A 16,785-nucleotide genomic window follows, 5' to 3' on the forward strand; every position below is an offset into this window, starting at 1 on the left:
CGACCCAATGGGCCGGCCCGAATTCGATGCTCGGGTTTTATTTGCCGATTGATTGCACGTCAAGTGCGCCAACATCCATTTAATTGTTTGTTTTTAATGCCTTAAAAAATAGGTATTATTTTACCCCATATACTTACACACTAATTTGCTCTGGCGGGTTGTCCAGAAGTTTGCGCAACCTAAGCATTGCCTCTTCGAACCGTGTCAGCGAAACATGCGCGTTCATGGCGATGCGCACCGCGTTCGGCGCACGGCCATCCCGCAAAGCGAATTCGTCTGCCGAGCGCAACTGTATTCCTTCCCGCTCGGCAGCTCGCGTAAACGCCGCTGACCGCCACCCCGAGGGCAACCTCAGCCAAACAAACGGCACTTGCGGATCCCACACCAGATCGAACCCTCCGAGCGAATTCACAGCTACACGGACATATTCAGACATACGCGCCCTGATTTCGTTGGCCAGATCACGCGTCCGAGGATCGCTGAGAAGCAGCCTTGTCAATTCAACCAGTGGCTGGGCCAGCCCGAAGTAACCATACTCGGCAGACCGCCTCAAATCCCCACTTCGCCCTTCTGGGGCGATTGCAAATCCGACTCGCAAAGCGGGTGTCAAAGTTTTCGAGATCGACGAAACATGCCACCCTCGTTCCGGGGACAAAGCGCGATAGCTTGGCGCGCGCGCATCGCCCATCCGATAGCAGTCATCCTCGATGATCTGCAGATCATACTTGCGCGCAACCGCGACGATTTCCTTGCGCCGCTCCAGGGGAGAGTGGCTGCCGGTCGGGTTCTGCACTTCGGGAGATACACAAACCGCCTGCGCCGAAGTTTGACGCAGGACATGATCCATCGCTTCGGGGCTGATGCCCCATTTGTCCATCCTGATCCCGATCACTTCCGCACGCATCAACTCTCCGGCGCGCCGGAACCCGGCATAAGACAGGTCTTCGACCAGAAGAACAGGTTTCGGGCCACTCAGAATCGTCTGGAACACGACGCACAAACCGTTCTGACCGCCATGCGTCAAAACGATATCGTCGGACGTCACAGGCCCGAGCGGCAGTTCGGACAGCCAATCCACAACCGCCTGACGAGCGGGTTGGTATGCGTCGCGCGTTGGATAGTTCAGGAACATCGCCGGATCGGCCCGCGCCACCTTGTTCAAGCACTCTCGTATAAGCGCCACCTGCCCCACGTCCGCCAACCGGGGACTGAACAGGCTGACATGCCTTTCATTTTCCGCCTCTTGCAAATGCAGTTGCCTGGACCAAACGTCATCCATGATCGGAGATTTCGGAGGGGCGACAAATGTACCGCGCCCCACCTCGGCCTGAAGCAAACCTTCATCCGTTAGAACCGTATAGGCCCGCGCCACAGTTCCGGGTGTAATACCCAGTTTGAATGCCAGTTCGCGGACTGGTGGCAACTTGGCGCCTACATCCAAAGCTTTTGAATCTATCGCTTTTCTGATGGTGTCGGCCACCAGTGTATACTTGGGTCCTTGGGTTTGAGGCAGCGCATCGGTCCAAATTGTACTCATTACAATCTTTCCTTTGCCTTTAGGTGATTCCGGAATGTATCAAGCACTTGTATCAATCAGCTCAATATTGTGTCAATACAATTTGGAAAGGACATCCGTCATGACACGCGCAATGCACAACCCCGCCCTGTCGCTGCTGAACGCCAGCCCCCGGCTGCCGCTGATCGCTGCTCTGGCCGTGCGTTTTGCCGCGACCGTGACACGTTGGGAGCAACGCCGCCGCAGCCGGATCAACCTGAGCCGGTTGGACGACAGGCTGCTCAAGGATGTTGGGCTGACGCGAATGCAGTCCCGTCGCGAGGCGAGCCTGCGATTCTGGCAGCTGTAAACTATCCCCAGTCCCGGTTATTTCGGGACCTCTTCCTGGGCCGGGGACGTTCCCCGGCCTTTTTTAACCCGCCGAGGCTGCAACTGACCCTGCGGGCGGTATCGAATAGGTCATCGTTGCGCGCGCAACAGGCTTGTCGGAGCCTTCCGAAAACATGAGAACATCCCCGACGGCCAGGGTGCGCCCAAGCTTGAGCAACCGGCATTCGGCTCTCATTTGCGCGGCGCCTTCCGGTTTGCGCATGAAGTCCATCGAGCAATTTGTGGTAACAGCTAGCGCCATGCGCCCCAAGCGCGCAAGCACTATCGCGTAGACACTGACATCCGCCAAGGCGAACATTGACGGCCCAGACACTGTCCCGCCCGGGCGCAAATGCCGCTCGGCAGTCAGAAGACGCATAGTCACTGATTCCTCGGTTAGATTGTCGATGGCAAAATCCTCTTTGACCTGCGGAAACACCTCGGCCAGGTAATCCGCCAGTTCTTCCTTGTTCATTGCCAACGACATTCTTCCCCTCCTCCATTTCTGTGCTTAGAGTTGCCCCGACTTACGAGGGGAGAGCAAGATGGCAATTCTGGAACGTCACGACACGGACGCCGTTCGGCACTTACGCCTTAACGCGCCGGATCGGCTGAACGCCCTGAGTGACGAAATGCTCGCGGCACTACAGATGGAACTGGATGCGTTGCACCAGGCCAGGGAAATCCGCGCGGTGATCCTGTCGGGAGCGGGCAAGGCATTTTGCGCGGGTCACGACCTGAAACAGATGACCGCAGGACGCCAAAACGAGGACAAGGGGCGCGCGTACTTCAAGGATCTTTTCGACCGGTGCGCCCGCGTAATGATGACGATCCAGCAAGTACCGCAACCCGTGATCGCTCAGGTACACGGGATCGCAACAGCCGCAGGGTGTCAGCTTGTGGCCACCTGCGATCTGGCAATTGCGGCCGACGGTACCCGCTTTGGTGTGAATGGCGTAAATATCGGCCTGTTCTGCTCTACCCCCATGGTGGCGCTCAGCCGGAACATTCCCCGCAAGCAGGCATTTGAGATGCTGACCACCGGACAGTTTATCGATGCGGCACGCGCGACTGAACTCGGCCTGATCAACCGCGCTGTTCCCGCACAGGAGCTGGCAGAGCAGGCACAGGACCTCGCAGAACTCGTCGCTTCGAAACTTGGGAGTGCCGTCAAGATCGGCAAGCAGGCGTTTTACCATCAAATCCCGATGCCTGTCGACCAAGCCTATGCCTATACCGGCGAGGTGATGGTCGAAAACATGCTCAACCGTGACACCGAAGAGGGAATTGCCGCATTTATCGAAAAAAGAGACCCAAGTTGGACACAATAGGTCGCTGGTGGCCTTATTGATTCAACTTGTTGATATCTTTCTGATCCTTCCCTTCATTTTGCTTTCAAGTTCGGTCTTATTGTGGCAAGGATTAGGTAAGGCAAAGACCTGACCGACACTTTTGGGTCGCCGCAGGCGGAAGGTCCCTCCAGGCCGGATTCTCTCACCGGCGTTGACATTCCCGTACCGGCGACCCCAAATCCCCCCAAAATCGCGACAAGCTTTCTGGCGTTGCACTAAGTGGTGCCCTGCCCTATGTGGCTCAGCATGACTGAGACATTGCATATCGTTGGCGGCGGCATGGCCGGGTCCGAGGCCGCCTGGCAGGCGGCGGAAATGGGCGTTGATGTGGTCATCCACGAAATGCGCCCCAAAGTCGGTACTTTTGCGCATCAGACCGGCAATCTGGCCGAGATGGTTTGTTCCAACTCGTTTCGCTCGGATGACGACGAACAGAACGCGGTTGGCCTTTTGCATTGGGAAATGCGCGCGGCGAACGGCCTGATAATGACTACGGCAGATGCGCATCGCCTGCCGGCCGGCGGGGCTCTGGCCGTTGATCGTGATCCGTTTGCGGAGGCCGTGACGGCGAAGCTGCGTGCGCATCCTCGCGTCTCGATCTCTGAGGAGGAAGTGACAACGCTGCCCGGCAGCGGCACATGGATATTTGCGACCGGCCCCCTGACCTCGCCCACACTTGGAGCGTCGATCAGGGAGAAAACCGGTGCCGAGTCGCTGGCCTTTTTTGACGCCATTGCCCCCATTGTCTATGCCGACAGCATAGACATGTCGCAGGCATGGATGCAGTCGCGCTATGACAAGGGCGATACCGAAGAGGAGCGCACTGCGTACCTGAACTGTCCGATGGATCGCGATCAATACGAAGCGTTCATCGATGCGCTGCTGGACGCAGACAAAACCGAGTTTCATGAAGGTGAAACGGCAGGATACTTTGATGGCTGCCTGCCAATCGAAGTCATGGCGGAACGCGGGCGCGAGACTTTGCGCCACGGGCCAATGAAGCCGGTTGGCCTGACAAACCCTCACCACCCGGATGTAAAGCCCTATGCGGTTGTTCAACTGCGTCGCGACAATGCGCTGGGAACTTTATTCAATATCGTTGGCTTTCAAACCAAGATGAAATACGGTGCCCAGACTGACATGTTTCGCTTGATCCCGGGTTTGGAAAACGCCAGCTTTGCGCGGCTAGGTGGAATTCACCGCAACACGTTCATCAATTCACCCACGTTGCTAGACTCCGAGATGCGGTTGAAATCGCAGCCAAACATCCGCTTTGCCGGGCAAATCACGGGCGTCGAAGGCTATGTCGAGAGCGCCGCCATGGGTCTTTTGGCTGGCCGTTTCGCCGCAGCTGAAATCCTAGGCGATCACCTTCCACAAGTTCCGCAGGACAGTGCGATGGGGGCCTTGATCCATCACATTACAGGCGGGGCCGAGGCCAAGACCTTTCAGCCAATGAACGTGAATTTTGGCCTGTTCCGCCCTGTCGACGGTCTGAAAGGCGGTCGCCGCGGCCGCAAGGATCGTTACAAGGCCTATACTGACCGGGCCAAAGCGGCCTGGCTGGATTGGTTGGCGCAATCCTGACTGGACGTACGCGAAATCTCATGCCTAATGTTCAGGTATGAGTGAGAAATTTCTGAAGAACACTTACGATCTGCAGTCGCCCGAAGCCACGCGCGAGCACTATCAGAAATGGGCCGCGACCTATGACGAGGAGATCGGGGAGAACGGCTATGTCACACCGGGCCGCATAGCTGAAGCGCTTTGGTCGAAGCTCCCGGAACCCGACACGCCGATTCTGGATTATGGATGCGGAACAGGTTTGTCAGGCGTTGCCTTGTCACGGGTCGGATTCAAGACCATCGACGGCATGGATCCTACCCCCAAGATGCTTGAGGGAGCGGCTGCCAAGAATGTTTATCGCGATTTGAAAACTTTCGACATCACCAATCCGAACCCGCTCGTTCAAGGATCATACAAGGCCATTACCGCCGCCGGGGTTCTGGGCGTCGGCGCCGCTCCGCCTTCAACTTTCGACCTGCTAATGAAGGCGTTGCCAAAGGGTGGTCTGCTCGCATTTTCGCTCAATGATCATGCTTTGGCGGATCGTGCGTATACGGGTCGCCTAAGCGAATGGCTTGATATGGGTGCTGCACGACTATTGTTCCGCGAACATGGAACGCACCTTCCGGGATTGAACCTGAGGTCCGAAGTATACGTTGTTGAAAAAGCGTGACAATAACGACCCGTTTTGCCCCTTCGCCTACCGGACCTCTACATTTGGGACACGCCTTTTCTGCGCTGATCGCCCGAGACATGGCCCACGACAATGGTGGTACATTCCTGTTGAGGATCGAGGATATCGATACCTCGCGATCCCGGCTGCACTGGGAAACCCAAATCTATGACGACCTGCTTTGGCTAGGCTTGTCATGGCCAGAACCCGTCATACGCCAGAGCAGCAGACTGCCCCGTTACAGGCAAGCTCTGGAACACCTGATTTCCGAGGGTGTGGTCTATCCCTGCCGCTGCAATCGCACGGACATCGAGGCCGCAGCGGGCGCGCCACAAGAAGGCGTACCGCAATTCGGACCTGACGGGCGGATCTATCCGGGGACTTGCCGCGCGCGACCCATTTCGGAGACCGGGCCCGATGATGTTCTGCGTCTTGATATCTCAAAGGCGCTGGCGTGCACTGATCGTCGTTCATTTCAGGAAACCGGCCCGCAACATACCGGTTTGCATCGACTTGAACCGGACGTCCTGTTGGCTGGTGTTGGCGACATCATCCTTGTTAGGCGCAACATGGGAAGCTCCTATCACCTGTCGGTCGTTGTCGACGATGCAGATCAACAGATCACTCATGTCACAAGGGGCGAGGATCTGTTCGAAGCCACCCGGATTCACGTTCTTTTGCAAACACTTTTGGGCGTTCCAACACCGATCTATCACCATCACCGCCTGATCCGTGATGAGTTCGGCAAACGTCTGGCCAAGCGTGATGATGCCCGAGCAATAGGGAAATTTCGCGACGACGGCGCGACTCCGGAAGATATCCGGGCCTTGGTCGGGCTTTGAGGTCAGGCCTCGGGTGCCATCAACTCCACTTCTTCACCGTTCCGAACCGCGACATAGAAACAGCTCCGCCGGTTGGTGTGGCAGGCTGGGCCGGTCTGTCGGACCTTCACCAACAAGCAATCCCGATCGCAATCGACCTGAAAGTCCACCAATTCCTGCACGTGGCCGGAACTTTCACCCTTGACCCAGAAGGCCTGACGCGATCGGGACCAATAGGTCACGCGACCTGTTTCCAGCGTCTTCGCAACTGCCTCAGCATTCATCCAGGCCATCATCAGAACTTCGCCTGATGCCTCATCCTGGGCTATTGCAGGAACAAGGCCGGCATCGTTGTATTTCAGCGAAGAAGGATCGAACATCATGGACAAAAACCTTTTGCATCCCGGAGCACGGCCACTATGTATGGGGAACAGACCACGAGGGAAACCCATGTCCGGCGAGACCGATCTGATCAAGCTTTATTCCGGCCGCATACTGGCGCTCGCGGCGGATATTCCGCATCTCGAACGGCTGGAACACCCGGACGCAACAGTCAAGAAGCGTTCGCCCCTTTGTGGATCAACCGTGACAGTCGACATCAAGGTCGAAGACGGCAAAATCATCAATTTTGGGCAGGACGTAAAAGCGTGCGCATTGGGACAGGCATCGGCATCGGTCGTAGGGGGCGCCATCATAGGCGCGACGCGACAACAGGTTGAAGCCGCCCGAGATCAACTCAAGGCGATGCTCAAGAACGACGGACCTGCACCAGATGCCCCTTTTGATGGGCTGGAGGTGTTGATGCCAGCTCGCGACTATAAAAATCGCCACGCTTCAATCCTTTTGGTTTTGGATGCCACGGCAGAAGCAATGGCAAAGGCAGAGCAAGCCAATTGCGCATGAACATGGATTTTGCGAACAAACCGGCCTAGTCTGCGGCCAGTTTGTTGGTGGAGTTCATGTCTGATCTTCTCGAGACGTTTGTCACCCTTTGGGTGGTTATCGACCCCATTGGTACGATCCCTGTTTTTGTGGCCGTGACCGCAATGCTGGATGCCAGAGCGCGCCGATGGGCCGCATTTCAAGCCGCCCTTGTGAGTGCAGGGGTCCTTTTGTTTTTTCTGATCTTCGGTCAATTGCTGATCGAAGCTCTGGATATAGGGTTGAATTCGTTCCAGGTCGCAGGTGGAATCATTCTTTTCCTGTTCGCTCTCACCATGATCTTTGGAGAGAGCAAGGCAAACTCGGATCGGCGCCAGATAGAGGAAGAGACCGCCGAGGAAATCCAGAAACCAAATCCCGCCATATTCCCACTTGCCGTGCCTTCCCTTGCCTCTCCCGGTGCAATGCTCGCGATTGTCATCCTCACCGACAACACAAGGTTCGGCGTTGCCGACCAAACCATCACGGCGGCGGTCATGCTGACGGTGATCGCCATTGCGTTCGTCATGATGCTCTTGGCCGATCCGATCATTCGCCTGATCGGCCACGCAGGATCGGCCATTGTCAGTCGCGTGATGGGGATGATCCTGGCGTCGGTCGCCGCTCATTCCGTTTTGTCAGCTCTTCTTGATATCTTCGAGACCGGCCAGCTTTGAAAAAAACCGCCGCTCCTCCCGGGCGGAGAGGGCGGCGGCAGGTTGTGCGTGTCTCGCGAGGGATCCGGATAGCCAGTTCGAGGCCGAGGCATGGCCTCTCAAGGGTCTTGGGACAGGTCGTTACCCAGGCATCCAAATGGGGATAAAGATGCAGGCGGCCGGCACGAGATCGCAGGCAGAAAGGGTCAGAAACCTCCGGGCAGGTGCAGCGCAACCATCAGCATCACAACCAGGGAAGCGGCGCCAACAGCGTCTTGCAGCAGCGTTTCCTGCGAACGGTTCAATGCAGTCTTGATCTGCTTCAGCATGCTCTCACCTCCGGTCAGGTTTAATCCTTTGTTGACCTTTTGTTCTCATTTTTCAGCGAGTCTGTAAAGAACTTTTTGGGAACATTTGTGAACTTTAGGGGATTCTTTACCTAACCCACTGAAATCAAACGGATCGCCTGATCCTGTTTCATCAGCCACAAAAGAACACGAGCTGCCCTGCCCCGTTCCGACGTCAAGTCTGGGTCTGAAAACAGGAGCGAACGAGCGTCAGATTGCGCAACCGCCATCAAGCCGGCTTGACGCTCAAGGTCCGCGATCCGGAACTTGGGAAGCCCCGATTGTGCGGTTCCGATCAGATCTCCGGCGCCGCGCATTTGCAGGTCCGTTTCGGCAATCCTGAACCCATCTTCAGTCTCGCGCAGAACCTCCAGACGTCTGCGGCCCCCTTCGCTCAGCGGTGACTGATACATGAGCAAACAGGTCGAGTCGGCCTCGCCACGTCCAACACGGCCGCGAAGTTGATGCAATTGTGCGAGGCCGAATATCTCGGCCCGCTCTATTACCATGATCGACGCATTCGGGACGTTCACCCCAACTTCGATCACCGTGGTTGCCACCAGTACCTTGGTGTCACCCCCCTGAAACGCGGCCATCGCCTCGTCCTTTTCGGCTGGCGGCATTTGACCATGCACCAACCCGACCACGCCTTCGCCCAACACCGCACGCAGACGTTTGAAGCGTTCTTCGGCTGCGGTCAGGTCCGATACTTCGGATTCGTCAACAAGTGGACACACCCAGTAGCATTGGCGGCCTTCGGCAATGGCTCGGCGCAAGTGGTCCACAACCTCGTCCAGCCGTTGGGTACTGATGACGGCCGTTTTGATCGGCTTCCGTCCCGGTGGCTTTTCGTCCAGAACCGAAACATCCATGTCGCCGTACTGCGCAAGTGCAAGGCTGCGCGGAATGGGCGTTGCGGTCATCACCAGAACATCTGCCGCGACACCCTTTTCTGCCAGTTCCATCCTTTGCCGTACACCAAATCGATGCTGCTCGTCGACGATGGCGAGGCGAAGATCATGAAACGCCACGTCGCCTTGGAACACGGCGTGTGTACCGACAAGAATGTGAATGTCACCTCGTTTGAGCGCCTCCAGTTTGGCCTTGCGCTCTGCCCCTTTGTCACGACCGGTCAGGATCTCCAGCACCACGCCGGCGTCTTCTGCCAATGGGCGCAACCCTTCGAGATGTTGCCGGGCAAGAATCTCGGTCGGAGCCATCATTGCGCCTTGCCCGCCCGCCTCGACCGCGACCAACAACGCCATGAACGCCACCAGGGTCTTGCCTGCCCCGACGTCCCCCTGCAACAGACGGTTCATGCGAGTTGGTGCAGCCATGTCTGCGGCGATTTCTTCCATGGCTCGCACTTGCGCGCCTGTAGGCCGGTACGGGAGACTGCCCAAAACCTTGGATTGCAGAATGCCTGTTCCGACACTGATCAATCCGCGCGACTTTCGCTCGCGCTGACGGGCAAGCGCCAAAGTCAACTGATGTGCAAGCAATTCGTCATAGGCCAGCCGTGCGCGGGCCGGAGCGGTGGGAACCACGTCATCCAGCCCGCTGGGTTCATGTGCTGCCCTTATTGCCGCCTGCCAGTTGGGCCAGCCCTCCTTGGCCAACTGAGCCGGATCAATCCATTCCGACAGGTCCGGTGTCCGCGCCAAAGCACTTTGCGCGGCCTTGAAGGCCGTCTTTTGCGTCACACCCTGCGTAAGGTGATAAACCGGTTCGAAATCCGGAATATCGCCTGCCTCTTCCACCGGCAACATATGATCCGGGTGCACCATTTGCGCCATGCCGTCGAACAGTTCCAGCTTGCCTGACACGACGCGGCGCGCACCTTGGGGAAGGATCTTTTTCAGATAGTCACCACGGGCATGAAAGAAGACCAGTTGAAAATCTGTTTGTGAATCCTCGACATGGATTCGGTAGGCTCCTCCTTTGGTTCGTGGAGGCCGATGCGCGCCCACTGTTATTTCAACAGTCAGCGTAGACGGGAACTCTGCCCCTTTGATCGTATCCCGGCGCCGACGGTCAACTACGGCATAAGGCAAGGAAAACAACAGATCCCTCGGCGTCTCGATGTCGAGATGGCCGAAAAGCTGCGCTGTTTTCGGCCCCACTCCTTCCAGCGTCTCCACCCCGGCAAAAAGCGGGAAAAGCTGTTCTGGTCGCCCCTTCATGCGCTTTCGATCAGCTGCAGCCAACCGTCTTCGTCCAGCGTCTCGATACCGAGTTCGGCGGCTTTTTTTGCCTTTGATCCTGCACCGGGCCCAGCGACAAGCAGATCCGTTTTCTTGCTGACCGATCCGGCAACCTTAGCCCCCAGCGCTTCGGCCCGCGCTTTGGCTTCGGCACGTGTCATCTTTTCCAAAGTACCGGTAAACACCACAGTTTTCCCGGCTACGGGGCTGCCGGATGTATCGGGGCGTTTCGCATCCAACACCGTAAGCTGGGCCACCAGAGCATCGATGGTTTCACGCTCTGCCGGTTGTGCAAAGGCCGAGACCAGCGCCCGCGCCATGACCTCTCCGACACCGTCAATGCTCAACAGGTTTTTCCAATCCGGTCCCTCGAAACCAGCGGCCGCAGTAATCGAACGCTCGAACTCCGGCCAGGTGCTGTAGTGGTTGGCAATCAAGTTCGACGCTGCCTCGCCGACATGCCGGATACCCAGGGCAAACAATAGGCGTCCGAAGGGTATGGTACGTTTTTCATCAATCGCCGCCCAGAGGTTTGCGGCACTCTGTGCACCCCAACCTTTTCGCTTGGCGAGTTTGGTCAGGTTGGCCGCATCCCGATCGTGCAGCGTGAAGATGTCGACCGGAGTTTTCACCGGCAAATCGGGATCGTCGTAAAACATTTCAATCTGCTTGGCCCCTAGCCCCTCGATGTCAAACGCCTTGCGCGAAACAAAATGCTTCAGCTTTTCGACGGCTTGTGCAGGGCAAATTATACCCCCCACACAGCGGCGGACTGCATCCCCGTCCTCGCGGATTGCGTCGCTGCCACATTCCGGACACTTGAGCGGAAAAACAAAAGGCTCGGCCCCGGCCGGACGTTTGGCAAGATCGACATCTGCCACTTTGGGAATCACGTCTCCCGCGCGGTAGACCTGCACCCAATCCCCCTCGCGAATGTCCTTGCCACCGCGAATGGATCCTCCCTTGGCATCCCGACCGGCAATGTAGTCTTCGTTGTGCAATGTTGCGTTCGAGACGACTACACCGCCAACCGTCACCGGTGACAGGCGCGCCACTGGGCTGAGAGCGCCGGTCCGGCCTACCTGAATGTCGATTGATTCCAATCGGGTCCAAGCGAGTTCAGCAGGGAATTTGTGCGCAATCGCCCAACGGGGTGTTGTCGAACGGAATCCCAATCGCGCCTGCAGGGAAAGATCATTGATCTTATAGACCACACCGTCGATATCGTAACCCAAGGTCGCCCGCTGCGCCTCGATCTCGCGGTAGTGCGCAATCATGTCCTTGGTCGTTTCACAAAGTCGGGTCAACGGGTTGGTCTGAAACCCCAACTGATCCAACCGTCCAATTGCGCGCATCTGAGTATCGCCCAGTGGTTCAGACACCTCACCCCAGGAATAGGCAAAGAACTGCAAGGGGCGTGCGCGCGTGATCTCGGCATCCAGTTGCCGCAGCGACCCGGCGGCTGCGTTGCGCGGGTTGGCAAAAAGCTTGCCCCCGACTTCCGCCTGACGCGCATTGAGCGCCTCGAAATCGGCATGCGACATGTAGACTTCACCTCGCACTTCAAGAACGGCGGGAGCACCGTTCAGTCGGTGCGGGATGTCCGGGACCGTCCGGGCATTCGCAGTGACATTTTCACCGATCTCTCCATCACCCCGCGTTGCAGCCTGAACCAGGTCTCCGTTCTCATAGCGCAAGGACAAGGACAGCCCGTCTATCTTTGGTTCCGCAGTATAGCTGAGTGACGTCTCGTCACCTAATCCGAGGTATTTTCGGATTGAACGGTCGAAATCTGTCACATCGTCGTCGTCGAACGCATTTCCCAGTGACAGCATCCGAACCGCGTGGGTAACCTTGGCAAACCCGTCGCTTGCCCTCGCGCCGATCAACTCAGTCGGGCTGTCCATACGCTTGAGCCCCGGGAACCGGGCTTCGATTTCCGAATTGCGGCGCTTTAGAGCATCGTATTCCGCATCGGAAATCTCTGGTGCGTCGAGAACATGATAGAGTTCGTTCGCCCGGTGTAACAGGGCCGAAAGACGCGCCAGTTCTTCCTGGGCCTGAGCCCGGGTCAATTTTCCCACCGGTAGAGTGTCGTTCATGGCCCCGCCCTGTTGGTCGATCTTGATCACCAGTGATAGGGCGAGGCCATGTTCAGGTCCAGATGTGCCGTGTCGTGAGTGGCGTTTCCGTCCGGGACCTCCGGGACGGTATTTTCAAACGTTCAGGCGTTGACAGCCAATCTGACATTGTCGAGCGGTTTGGTTTGCGGATCGCGCAGGACGTAACCGCGCCCCCAAACCGTTTCGATATAGTTTTCTCCACCGGTCGCATTGCTCAGCTTCTTGCGCAGCTTGCAAATGAATACATCGATGATTTTCAACTCCGGCTCGTCCATCCCACCATAAAGATGGTTAAGAAACATCTCCTTGGTCAGGGTGGTTCCTTTTCGCAAACTCAGCAATTCCAACATTTGATATTCCTTGCCAGTCAGATGAACCGACTTTTCATCTACCTCGACAGTCTTTGCGTCCAAGTTGACTGAAACCCGCCCCGTTCGGATAATCGATTGGGAATGCCCCTTGGAGCGGCGAATAATGGCGTGGATACGCGCCACCAATTCTTCCCGATGAAACGGTTTGGTCAGATAGTCGTCAGCGCCAAACCCGAAGCCTTTGATTTTGCTTTCCGTGTCATCCGCTCCTGATAAGATCAGAATTGGCGTCTCCACCCGAGCTATACGCAACTGACGAAGAACTTCGTGCCCGGTCATATCCGGCAAGTTCAAATCCAAAAGAATAAGATCGTAATCATAAAGCTTGGCCAGATCGATCCCCTCTTCCCCGAGATCGGTGGCATAGACATTCAGATTCGCATGCGTCAGCATCAGCTCGATACTTTTAGAGGTCGTAGGATCATCCTCAACAAGTAGTATGCGCATTACTATCTCTCCGCTTCAATCTTGCTCCAACTTCAAACCGAACCTGATCAAGAATGGTTAATCTCTCGTTAATGATGATTTTAATATTATCTCTCTCCTTTAGGTTGTCTATATTTTTTGATTGCTGTCACTTTCAACGCGTCGATTCCGTGATCGGCAATTGCGGCAATCCAGCCTTTCATTTCCTCATCACTCAAGCCGTATTTCTTTTGCGCTTCGGACATGGTAACGAGGCCATATAAGACAGCACGCACGACCATAGCTTTCCTGGACGCGACCCAGCGCGTTGTATCGTCGGGCGGCAAGTCAGCGCGTGACAGAATCGATCCATCCGGCAAGGTAACGGAACGCGGACCTTGGACTTTATGCAAATACATCGCCTGCTCCTCAATCTGGTCATACACCAGTTTTTCCCAGCCTACTTAACTTCAGGTGAAACCGCCTCTTGAGAGTATCTAGGATTTTCCTATATTCTGCCGGTCTTTCTAAACCCGGACTGGAATTGCTCTGATGGCTCTGGATCACGAGACCCCACTCAACTCTCTTGGCTTTGCCAAACCGCCTTCGGAGACTCGTGTTGTGGTCGCGATGTCCGGCGGCGTGGACAGCTCCGTAGTTGCGGCCTCTCTGGCAGATCAGGGCTATGACGTCGTCGGCGTGACACTCCAGCTATATGACCACGGTGCAGCTTTGGCCAAAAAGGGCGCGTGCTGCGCCGGGATCGATATCCATGACGCCCGCCGTGTAGCCGAGGAACGTGGATTTCCGCACTATGTTCTCGACTATGAGAACATTTTCAAAGACGCCGTCATCGACGAATTCGCCGACAGTTACCTGGCTGGGGCTACGCCGGTGCCCTGCATTCGTTGCAACGAACGGGTAAAGTTCAAGGATTTGCTGGAGACGGCAAAAGATCTTGAAGCCGATTGCATGGCAACCGGCCACTATATTCAACGCAAGATGGGACCCGGAGGTGCAGAGCTTCATTGCGCCGAAGACGCAAACAGGGACCAATCCTATTTCCTTTTTTCCACCACGCCGGAACAGTTGGACTTTCTGCGATTTCCGCTGGGGCATCTGCCATCAAAGAACGCGACACGGGAAATGGCGGCGCAATATGGTCTGGCGGTTGCGGATAAACCGGACAGTCAGGACATCTGTTTCGTTCCAAATGGAAATTATGCAAGTGTGATCGAGAAACTCCGCCCCGGAGCAGCAGAACCGGGCGAGATTGTCCATGCCGACGGGCGAGCGCTGGGCCAGCACAACGGTGTTATCCACTATACGATCGGCCAGCGCAGAGGCTTGGGAATTGGCGGACTTGAAGAGCCACTTTATGTGGTCCGACTTGACGTGGACAAAAAACACGTGGTGGTTGGCCCGAAAGACCTGCTTGCAACCCGCACTGTACCCGTGCGGGAAATCAACTGGCTTGGCGATGACCCTTTCACTTCGCGCTCTGAATGGCATATGTCCGTCAAGGTCCGGTCGACCCGCCCACCACGAGAAGCCATCCTGCGCCCGCTTTCGGGCACGACCGCCGAAGTCGAACTATTGACGCCCGAGGAAGGAATTTCACCCGGACAAGCCTGTGTATTTTATGAAACGGGCGGCAGCCGCATCTTTGGCGGCGGTTGGATCTGGCGCGGTTATTGAATTGCGTAAGTTCCCGCTGAGGACTGACCCGGTGTGGTCCTTTTCAACGTTTCCGGATCTGAAGGTGTAGACGCCCCCGCTGGCCTCGATGTGCCATTGTGGGTTTGCAAACAACCTGAATGGAGGCGTCTATGGGAGAGATTGGCCTGGATTTGGCGAAGAATGTGTTCCAGGTGCACGGGGCGGATAGAACAGGTCACCCTGTTCTTCGGAAGAAACTGCGCAGAGGCCAGGTCCTCGAGTACTTTGCCAAATTGCCGCGTTGCCTAGTTGCAATGGAGGCCTGTGCCAGTGCGCACTACTGGGGGCGCGAGATCGGTCGTTTGGGTCACGAAGTCAGGCTGATCCATCCGGCCTACGTGAAACCATTCGTCAAACGTCAGAAGAACGATATGGCCGATGCGGAAGCGATCTGTGAAGCTGCAAGCCGACCAACGATGCGCTTTGTTGCCGTGAAGAGTGAAGAGACCCAGGCGTCCGCGATGGTTCTTCGGGCTCGCGAGCTGTTGGTTCGGCAGCGCACACAATTGATCAATGCTGTGCGAGGTCACCTTGGAGAGCTCGGTCAGGTGGCCCCGCAGGGTGCCTGCAACATTCGCAAGCTGATTGCTTTGGTGGATGCTGGTGATAGCGCGATCCCGAATGTGGCCCGGGAGTGCCTTGAAAGGCTGATCAGCATGCTGGGCCAACTGGACGGTCAGATCAAAGAACTGGATGCCGAGATTGCCCGCCGCGCGCGGTCAAACGAGATGGCACGCCGCTTGATGACGGTGCCTGGAATTGGCCCGCTCATCGCAACTGCGCTGGTTGCCCTGGCCCCGCCGCCGGAAACGTTCCGCCGTGGTCGGGATTTCGCCGCCTGGCTCGGGCTGGTTCCAAGACAGCATTCAACAGGGGGAAAACAGCGCCTCGGGACGACAACAAAAATGGGAGAACGTTCGCTCAGGCGATTATTAATCATCGGCGCTAACAGCGTTGTCATGTGGCGTGCTCGAACCAGAATGGGAACGGATCCCTGGCTTGCCCGCATGATCGAACGCAAGCCGCCACTGCTGGTTCGGGTGGCCCTTGCGAACAAGATGGCGAGGATCGTTTGGGCCTTGATGAGCACAGGGGAAGTCTACCGGCCTCCGACCGCCAACGCGTAAAGCGTCTGCGGCTGCGGCTGCGAGGCGGCGGAAACGGAAGAGGACAATGGACGGTATGGCATAAGGATCGTGAGACCGGGTCGGGAAAACCAGCTTGCGACAGAGTGCTTCGAGCACGTGGTTTTGAATTGGACCGGATCCGCTAACACCATAGGGGCCAGCGGCATGTGCAAAGGCCGCGTAACAGGCCGAACACATGTCAGTACCCGAACCGATGCTAAAGACCGATCAAATTACCTCTTGCGTTTTGGGCGTCTACACATGTCGCAAACTCTGGCCGGCGTATTGCACCTTCGCGCGGTTTGATCCGACTGTTGGTTTGACTGCGGCACTGTTCAGGAATGCCAATGATCGACGTCAAAGGTGCACACTTTCCGCAATCGGTCATCTTGTTCGCGGTCTATTTCCATGTCCGGGGCGACGTCCTGCACCGAGACCTGGAAGAGATCATGGCGGAACGCGGCGTGTCGGTTGATCAGGCGACGCTGAACCGCTGGGTCGTGAAGTACTCCCCTCAGATCGATCAGATAGCGCCGAAAAGAATGATCAAGACAGCGGAAACCTGGCGCATGGATGTGGAGTAGCCCCCTGAAAGTGGTCCACCAACTGGGATAG

17 protein-coding genes and 1 pseudogene are annotated in these 16,785 nt (G+C 56.7%); 10 read left to right on the plus strand and 8 right to left on the minus strand.

Annotated elements, in window-relative coordinates; all coding sequences use genetic code 11:
* Positions 1-133 precede the first annotated feature (133 nt).
* Positions 134-1,537 (minus strand): aminotransferase-like domain-containing protein, encoded by a 1,404-nt coding sequence (locus tag AC2FLX_RS13515; RefSeq protein WP_496743879.1) that lies wholly within the window; start codon positions 1,535-1,537, stop codon positions 134-136.
* A 100-nt stretch (positions 1,538-1,637) separates the two neighbouring features.
* On the opposite strand from AC2FLX_RS13515, the gene AC2FLX_RS13520 reads away from it, so the two are divergent.
* Positions 1,638-1,865, plus strand: coding sequence for a DUF1127 domain-containing protein (locus AC2FLX_RS13520; protein WP_496807155.1), 228 nt, complete (start codon positions 1,638-1,640; stop codon positions 1,863-1,865).
* 63 nt (positions 1,866-1,928) lie between these two features.
* Here the strand turns inward: AC2FLX_RS13520 and AC2FLX_RS13525 are convergent, their stop codons facing one another.
* A complete protein-coding gene (locus AC2FLX_RS13525; protein ID WP_496809611.1) occupies positions 1,929-2,372 on the minus strand; it encodes a PaaI family thioesterase in 444 nt (147 codons plus the stop codon).
* A gap of 58 nt (positions 2,373-2,430) precedes the next feature.
* On the opposite strand from AC2FLX_RS13525, the gene AC2FLX_RS13530 reads away from it, so the two are divergent.
* The 4 genes from AC2FLX_RS13530 to gluQRS all read left to right on the plus strand — a co-directional run bounded on the left by AC2FLX_RS13530 (position 2,431) and on the right by gluQRS (position 6,318).
* On the plus strand, positions 2,431-3,216 hold the full coding sequence (locus AC2FLX_RS13530) for an enoyl-CoA hydratase (protein WP_480750877.1): 786 nt from the start codon (positions 2,431-2,433) through the stop codon (positions 3,214-3,216).
* A 267-nt stretch (positions 3,217-3,483) separates the two neighbouring features.
* Positions 3,484-4,824 (plus strand): methylenetetrahydrofolate--tRNA-(uracil(54)-C(5))-methyltransferase (FADH(2)-oxidizing) TrmFO, encoded by a 1,341-nt coding sequence (trmFO, locus tag AC2FLX_RS13535; RefSeq protein ID WP_496809612.1) that lies wholly within the window; start codon positions 3,484-3,486, stop codon positions 4,822-4,824.
* Positions 4,825-4,861: 37 nt separating this feature from the next.
* Positions 4,862-5,476: a class I SAM-dependent DNA methyltransferase gene (locus tag AC2FLX_RS13540; protein ID WP_496809613.1), complete on the plus strand. Its 615-nt coding sequence runs from the start codon at positions 4,862-4,864 to the stop codon at positions 5,474-5,476.
* Positions 5,473-6,318 carry a tRNA glutamyl-Q(34) synthetase GluQRS gene (gluQRS, locus tag AC2FLX_RS13545; protein ID WP_496809614.1) on the plus strand — a complete coding sequence of 282 codons (846 nt, stop codon included), beginning with the start codon at positions 5,473-5,475 and terminating at the stop codon, positions 6,316-6,318. The genes AC2FLX_RS13540 and gluQRS overlap by 4 nt, the downstream gene beginning before the upstream one ends.
* Before the next feature lie 2 nt (positions 6,319-6,320).
* Here the strand turns inward: gluQRS and hisI are convergent, their stop codons facing one another.
* A complete protein-coding gene (gene hisI / locus AC2FLX_RS13550) occupies positions 6,321-6,680 on the minus strand; it encodes a phosphoribosyl-AMP cyclohydrolase (RefSeq protein ID WP_480750873.1) in 360 nt (119 codons plus the stop codon).
* Between the two features lie 67 nt (positions 6,681-6,747).
* On the opposite strand from hisI, the gene AC2FLX_RS13555 reads away from it, so the two are divergent.
* Together AC2FLX_RS13555 and AC2FLX_RS13560 are read left to right on the plus strand one after the other, a co-directional pair.
* Positions 6,748-7,200, plus strand: coding sequence for an iron-sulfur cluster assembly scaffold protein (locus AC2FLX_RS13555; RefSeq protein ID WP_480750872.1), 453 nt, complete (start codon positions 6,748-6,750; stop codon positions 7,198-7,200).
* 56 nt (positions 7,201-7,256) lie between these two features.
* Positions 7,257-7,895 (plus strand): MarC family protein, encoded by a 639-nt coding sequence (locus AC2FLX_RS13560; RefSeq protein WP_496743870.1) that lies wholly within the window; start codon positions 7,257-7,259, stop codon positions 7,893-7,895.
* A 185-nt stretch (positions 7,896-8,080) separates the two neighbouring features.
* Here the strand turns inward: AC2FLX_RS13560 and AC2FLX_RS13565 are convergent, their stop codons facing one another.
* The 5 genes from AC2FLX_RS13565 to sciP form a co-directional block, all read right to left on the minus strand.
* Positions 8,081-8,203, minus strand: coding sequence for a hypothetical protein (locus tag AC2FLX_RS13565; protein ID WP_480750870.1), 123 nt, complete (start codon positions 8,201-8,203; stop codon positions 8,081-8,083).
* Positions 8,204-8,313: 110 nt separating this feature from the next.
* The gene (gene recG / locus AC2FLX_RS13570; protein ID WP_496809615.1) at positions 8,314-10,404 is read right to left on the minus strand and encodes an ATP-dependent DNA helicase RecG; all 2,091 of its coding nucleotides are present in this window, start codon (positions 10,402-10,404) and stop codon (positions 8,314-8,316) included.
* Positions 10,401-12,527, minus strand: a complete 2,127-nt coding sequence (gene ligA, locus AC2FLX_RS13575; protein WP_496809616.1) for an NAD-dependent DNA ligase LigA — start codon at positions 12,525-12,527, stop codon at positions 10,401-10,403. Before ligA ends, recG begins: the two co-directional genes overlap by 4 nt.
* 122 nt (positions 12,528-12,649) lie before the next feature.
* Positions 12,650-13,366, minus strand: coding sequence for a response regulator transcription factor CtrA (ctrA, locus tag AC2FLX_RS13580; RefSeq protein WP_480750867.1), 717 nt, complete (start codon positions 13,364-13,366; stop codon positions 12,650-12,652).
* An 86-nt stretch (positions 13,367-13,452) separates the two neighbouring features.
* Positions 13,453-13,743: a CtrA inhibitor SciP gene (gene sciP / locus AC2FLX_RS13585; RefSeq protein WP_480750998.1), complete on the minus strand. Its 291-nt coding sequence runs from the start codon at positions 13,741-13,743 to the stop codon at positions 13,453-13,455.
* A gap of 133 nt (positions 13,744-13,876) precedes the next feature.
* On the opposite strand from sciP, the gene mnmA reads away from it, so the two are divergent.
* From mnmA to AC2FLX_RS13600, 3 genes and pseudogenes are all read left to right on the plus strand, one after another.
* Positions 13,877-15,022, plus strand: a complete 1,146-nt coding sequence (mnmA, locus tag AC2FLX_RS13590; RefSeq protein WP_480750866.1) for a tRNA 2-thiouridine(34) synthase MnmA — start codon at positions 13,877-13,879, stop codon at positions 15,020-15,022.
* Positions 15,023-15,153: 131 nt separating this feature from the next.
* Entirely contained in the window at positions 15,154-16,170 is a 1,017-nt protein-coding gene (locus tag AC2FLX_RS13595; protein WP_496809617.1) for an IS110 family RNA-guided transposase, read from the plus strand.
* A gap of 347 nt (positions 16,171-16,517) precedes the next feature.
* Positions 16,518-16,745 (plus strand): annotated as a pseudogene (locus AC2FLX_RS13600) (transposase domain-containing protein); the annotation flags it as partial.
* Positions 16,746-16,785: the final 40 nt, after the last annotated feature.

The organism is Ruegeria sp. YKSF57 (genome assembly GCF_059612585.1).

What these genes read in the sequence shown, in the direction of transcription:
- AC2FLX_RS13515 (WP_496743879.1), bottom strand. Translation starts at nt 1,537, where the DNA reads ATGAGTACAATTTGGACCGATGCGCTGCCTCAAACCCAAGGACCCAAG.
- AC2FLX_RS13520 (WP_496807155.1), top strand. Translation starts at nt 1,638, where the DNA reads ATGACACGCGCAATGCACAACCCCGCCCTGTCGCTGCTGAACGCCAGC.
- AC2FLX_RS13525 (WP_496809611.1), bottom strand. Translation starts at nt 2,372, where the DNA reads ATGTCGTTGGCAATGAACAAGGAAGAACTGGCGGATTACCTGGCCGAG.
- AC2FLX_RS13530 (WP_480750877.1), top strand. Translation starts at nt 2,431, where the DNA reads ATGGCAATTCTGGAACGTCACGACACGGACGCCGTTCGGCACTTACGC.
- trmFO (WP_496809612.1), top strand. Translation starts at nt 3,484, where the DNA reads ATGACTGAGACATTGCATATCGTTGGCGGCGGCATGGCCGGGTCCGAG.
- AC2FLX_RS13540 (WP_496809613.1), top strand. Translation starts at nt 4,862, where the DNA reads ATGAGTGAGAAATTTCTGAAGAACACTTACGATCTGCAGTCGCCCGAA.
- hisI (WP_480750873.1), bottom strand. Translation starts at nt 6,680, where the DNA reads ATGATGTTCGATCCTTCTTCGCTGAAATACAACGATGCCGGCCTTGTT.
- AC2FLX_RS13555 (WP_480750872.1), top strand. Translation starts at nt 6,748, where the DNA reads ATGTCCGGCGAGACCGATCTGATCAAGCTTTATTCCGGCCGCATACTG.
- AC2FLX_RS13560 (WP_496743870.1), top strand. Translation starts at nt 7,257, where the DNA reads ATGTCTGATCTTCTCGAGACGTTTGTCACCCTTTGGGTGGTTATCGAC.
- AC2FLX_RS13565 (WP_480750870.1), bottom strand. Translation starts at nt 8,203, where the DNA reads ATGCTGAAGCAGATCAAGACTGCATTGAACCGTTCGCAGGAAACGCTG.
- recG (WP_496809615.1), bottom strand. Translation starts at nt 10,404, where the DNA reads ATGAAGGGGCGACCAGAACAGCTTTTCCCGCTTTTTGCCGGGGTGGAG.
- ligA (WP_496809616.1), bottom strand. Translation starts at nt 12,527, where the DNA reads ATGAACGACACTCTACCGGTGGGAAAATTGACCCGGGCTCAGGCCCAG.
- ctrA (WP_480750867.1), bottom strand. Translation starts at nt 13,366, where the DNA reads ATGCGCATACTACTTGTTGAGGATGATCCTACGACCTCTAAAAGTATC.
- sciP (WP_480750998.1), bottom strand. Translation starts at nt 13,743, where the DNA reads ATGTATTTGCATAAAGTCCAAGGTCCGCGTTCCGTTACCTTGCCGGAT.
- mnmA (WP_480750866.1), top strand. Translation starts at nt 13,877, where the DNA reads ATGGCTCTGGATCACGAGACCCCACTCAACTCTCTTGGCTTTGCCAAA.
- AC2FLX_RS13595 (WP_496809617.1), top strand. Translation starts at nt 15,154, where the DNA reads ATGGGAGAGATTGGCCTGGATTTGGCGAAGAATGTGTTCCAGGTGCAC.